Consider the following 3,814-nt stretch of genomic DNA (forward strand, 5'->3'; position numbering starts at 1 on the left):
CGGCGGCGGGCCCGTAGCGCGCTCACGCGGGGAGGCTGCCGGGACGGGCCGACGCTGCGCCCGGCGGCCGGAGGGCGGCGACCGGGATGCCCGGCGTCCGTGGAGGCGGTCCGGGCGCCCGGCGGTTGCCGCGGAGGCGGCCGCCCGCGGTGGTCAGGGCGCCCAGTGGTCGTCGGCGTCCGGCCCGCCGTCGCCGCCGGTCCCGCCGCCCGCGTCCTCGTCCGGCCGGCTCAGGTTGAGTGGCCCGTCCTGGCCCCAGGTGGGCTTCAGCTCCACCTGCACCCGGTGGGTCGTGGCCCGGTCGAGCGTGCCGCCCAGCTCCGCGGTGACGACACCGATCCGCACACCGCCCTTGCCGGTCCCCGACTTGTGCACCTGCACGGTGAACTCGAGGCTCACCTTGTCCACCGTGAAGCCGATCTGCGAGCCCGCGCGCTGCCCGTGGGCGGACTCCAGCTCGCCGCGGATCTGCCGGACGACCTCGGCCAGCCCCGCGAAACCCGGCTCCGGGTCCCCGTCACGCGCGTTCCCGCTCATGCCACGGGACGATAACGCAACGGACAACTGTTGGGCGAGTCAACGGCGTTGACACGCGGGACGCGCGTATGGTGTGGGGTCATGAAGGCCGACGGGGGACAGGCCGACACCTACGCGGGACCACCTCGGTGGGCGGCCAGAATACGGCGCAAGGGCGGTGGCATTCTCGGAGCGGGCATCCTGCTGGACGCGGACCACGTGCTGACGTGCGCCCACGTCGTGGAGGACGGCGGCGCGTACGTCGCCGAGTTCATGGAGGACGCCGCGGTCACGGCGGTGGACGCGTCCGTGGTCCCGGAGGCGTACGTCGCGCAGACACAGGACGGGGACCAGGACGCGAGCGGCGACGTCGCCCTGCTGCGTCTGACCCGCCCACGCCCCGCGGACCAGGCGGTGCTCCTGCACCGGCTGTCGGCGCCCAACCGGGACGTGCAGATCTACGGCTTCCCGGAGGGCTACAACGGCGGCATCAGACTGCCCGCGACCCTGCTCGGTGCCGTGGGCCGGGACGGCCGGATCCTGCTGAGGTCGGAGAGGGTCGGCGACGTGGCCCGGCCCGGCTGCAGCGGCGCCGGCGTCATCGACGTGGCCACCGGCCGGGTGATCGGCATGCTGCTGCGCCGCGGCCCGAACACCTTCGCGAGCGGGTTCACCTACATGAGTCCGGCCGAGACGATCGTCCGCCACCTGCCGCGCGTCGCGGACTGGACGACGGGGCGCTCCGCCGTCGACGCCGGGCTGCGCTCCGGCTCCACCGCTTCCGCGGCCGACGGCGGACGGTCCCCGTTCGACCACGAGTTCGCGCAGCGCCTCGCCGCGTGGTTCGGCGACGACGGCCACCCCGTCAAGCTCAGCGTCGTGGCCGCGGACGACCCGGGGCGGGACGCGACGCTGCGCCGGGCCATCATCCTCGCCGACCGGGAACTGAGCAGCACCTCGCCGCACGGCTCACGCCCGACCGACCCCCACCCGCCCCCGCCCGGCACCGTGCCGCGGGCCGGCGGCCACGACCTGGCCCTCGACGCGGCCGGGCGCACCGCCGAGCAGATGGCGGACCGGATCGCCGACCGCACCGGCCTGTGGAGCGGGAAGCCGCCCGTCTCCTCGGCGGCGGAACGCATCAGGAGGGGCGGGCGGCGGCTGACCCTCGTCGTCGTGGGCGTGGACGAGGCGGCGGAGCCCGACCGGCTCCTGGACCTGCTGGAGGTCGTGCGGGGGCACGGCAGCAGACTGCTGCTGGTCTTCCGGAAGGACGGCCCGCTGCGCGAACGGGCCGAGCGTGAACTCGTCGAGCTGCCCGCGCGCGAGCTGTTCGAGCGCGTGCGCCGCCTGCTCGACGAGGTGACCGGACAGAGCGCGACGACGTTCGAGACCCTGCGGCGCACCGTCGCCGCCGACGTCGGAGGCGTCGTCGCCCACCTCGAACGCGCCTACGTGCTCAAGGGGTTCCTGCCCGCCACCGTCCCCGACGCCGGCACGCTCCTCGCGCTCGTGCCGGACCTGCACGCCCACGAGCGCCGCACCGCGCGGGCCCTCGCCCTGGTGAACACCGCCAACGAGCGCCTGGGCGTGCAGCGCGCGCGGCGCGACGAACTCGACGGCCGGCTGTCCGCGTACCACCTGCTGCTGGCCGGCTCGCCGCTGGGCTCGGAGGACCACCTGCGCGCGGGCTCACCCGGCGGCGACCTCTACCTCGACGCCCGCCGCCTGCTGCGGACGCGGCCCTGCGACGTCGCGGCCGCCGGCGAGGCCGTCGGCCGCTTCGTCGCGTACGTCGACACCGTGCTGAACCCTCCCCACGGCACTGGAGGTCCGTCCCCGAGATGAGCACCCCGAGGGAATGCGTCAGAGCGGACTGCCCGGGCAAGCCCGGCGTCATCCAGGAGACGGGGTTCTGCGACGCCTGTCTGCGCCGGCCCCTGCGGGCGCGGCCCGAGCAGGCGCCCGGCGGGCCCGGCGCCCCCGCGGGAGCGCCCGCCGAGGGGAGCGCCGCGGACGGGCCGCACGGCCCCGCGGTGAAGGAGCCCCTGGACCGCGACGGCCTGGTGGTCCTCCCGTACGTGGTGGTGGGCGACGTGGCGAAGGCGGCCACGCCCGAGGCCCGGCTGCCCAGCGGCGGCCGGGCTTGCCCGACGGCCGGATGCGACGGCAGGATCGGCATCGGATACGGCGGCCGCCCGCCCGCGGAGGAGGGCTTCTGCGTCGACTGCGGCCGGCGCTACACCTTCCGGCCCCGGCTGCGCCCGTCGGACCGCGTCGGGGAGCACTACGAGGTGCTCGGCTACCTCACCCCCGGCGGGTTCGGCTGGGTCTACCTCGCACGCGACGTCCACAACCCGGAGCAGCGCGTCGTCCTCAAGACGATGATCGACCCGAGCGACGAGGCTGCCCGCACCATCGCCGAGGCCGAGCGGCACCTGCTCACCACCCTGCGCCACAGCGACATCGTCCGCATCATCACCTTCGAGCACCACCGGGGCGAGCAGGACGCCGAGCCGGTCGACTACCTGGTGATGGAGTACGTCGGCGGCCGCTCGCTGCGGGAGATCGTCGACGCCTCCGACACCGAGCTGCGGGCCCTCTTCGGCGGGCCGCTCGACATCGGTCACGTCATCACCTACGGCTGCAAGATCCTCGGCGCCTTCGAATACCTGCACCAACTCGGCTGGCTCTACTGCGACATGAAGCCCGACAACGTCATCCACTACGAGCGGGAGATCAAGATTATCGACCTGGGCGGGGTGCGCAGGACGGAGGACCACGAGAGCCGGCTCGTCTACGACGAGCGGTACGCGCCGCCCGCCGCCGAGCGCCACAGCCGGGGCTTCCACACCGACAGCGACCTCTACACGGTCGGCAGGACCCTGGCGCACCTCGCCGAGCGGGCGCTGCCGGCGAAGGCCCTCGCCGCCCGGTCCTTCGGCCATCTGGTCGCCCGCGCCACCCACATGCGGCCCGAGGCGCGCTTCACCTCCGCGGCGCAGATGTCCCGGCAGCTGTGGGAGGTGCTGCGCGAGCACCGGGCCCTGCTCTACAACGAGGAGTTCCCGGAACGCTCCACGCTGTTCGCGCCCACCGCCGAACTGTTCGGTGCCGACCTGGGCAGCGTCCTGCCGCTGGCCCACTGGAGCGGGCGGCCGCGCGGCAGCGGGCCGGGCGGACCCCTGGACGTGATGCGGCGGTTCGTCTCCGGCGGGAGGCGCGTCCCCTCCGCCGCGGGCCGGGCGGGGAGCCGGGAGGACGCCGCGGCGCACGGGGCAGTGGCCGGCCGGCCGCG

At 75.2% G+C, this 3,814-nt stretch carries 3 protein-coding genes; 2 read left to right on the forward strand and 1 reads right to left on the reverse strand.

All coding sequences use genetic code 11. The features are described 5' to 3' along the window. Window positions 1-153: 153 nt before the first annotated feature. On the reverse strand, window positions 154-537 hold the full coding sequence (locus L1885_RS25210) for a trypco2 family protein (RefSeq protein WP_235799475.1): 384 nt from the start codon (window positions 535-537) through the stop codon (window positions 154-156). Window positions 538-618: 81 nt separating this feature from the next. Here L1885_RS25210 and L1885_RS25215 point away from each other — a divergent pair, with 81 nt between their 5' ends. Further along, window positions 619-2,364 carry a S1 family peptidase gene (locus tag L1885_RS25215; protein ID WP_235799476.1) on the forward strand — a complete coding sequence of 582 codons (1,746 nt, stop codon included), beginning with the start codon at window positions 619-621 and terminating at the stop codon, window positions 2,362-2,364. After that, on the forward strand, window positions 2,361-3,814 hold a 1,454-nt coding region (locus L1885_RS25220; protein WP_235799477.1), incomplete at its 3' end, for a protein kinase domain-containing protein. The genes L1885_RS25215 and L1885_RS25220, both read left to right, overlap by 4 nt.

Source organism: Streptomyces fuscigenes, from assembly GCF_021556455.1.
Classification (GTDB): domain Bacteria; phylum Actinomycetota; class Actinomycetes; order Streptomycetales; family Streptomycetaceae; genus Streptomyces; species Streptomyces fuscigenes.

Coding starts and splice junctions, on each gene's coding strand:
- L1885_RS25210 (WP_235799475.1), bottom strand. CDS start 537: ATGAGCGGGAACGCGCGTGACGGGGACCCGGAGCCGGGTTTCGCGGGG.
- L1885_RS25215 (WP_235799476.1), top strand. CDS start 619: ATGAAGGCCGACGGGGGACAGGCCGACACCTACGCGGGACCACCTCGG.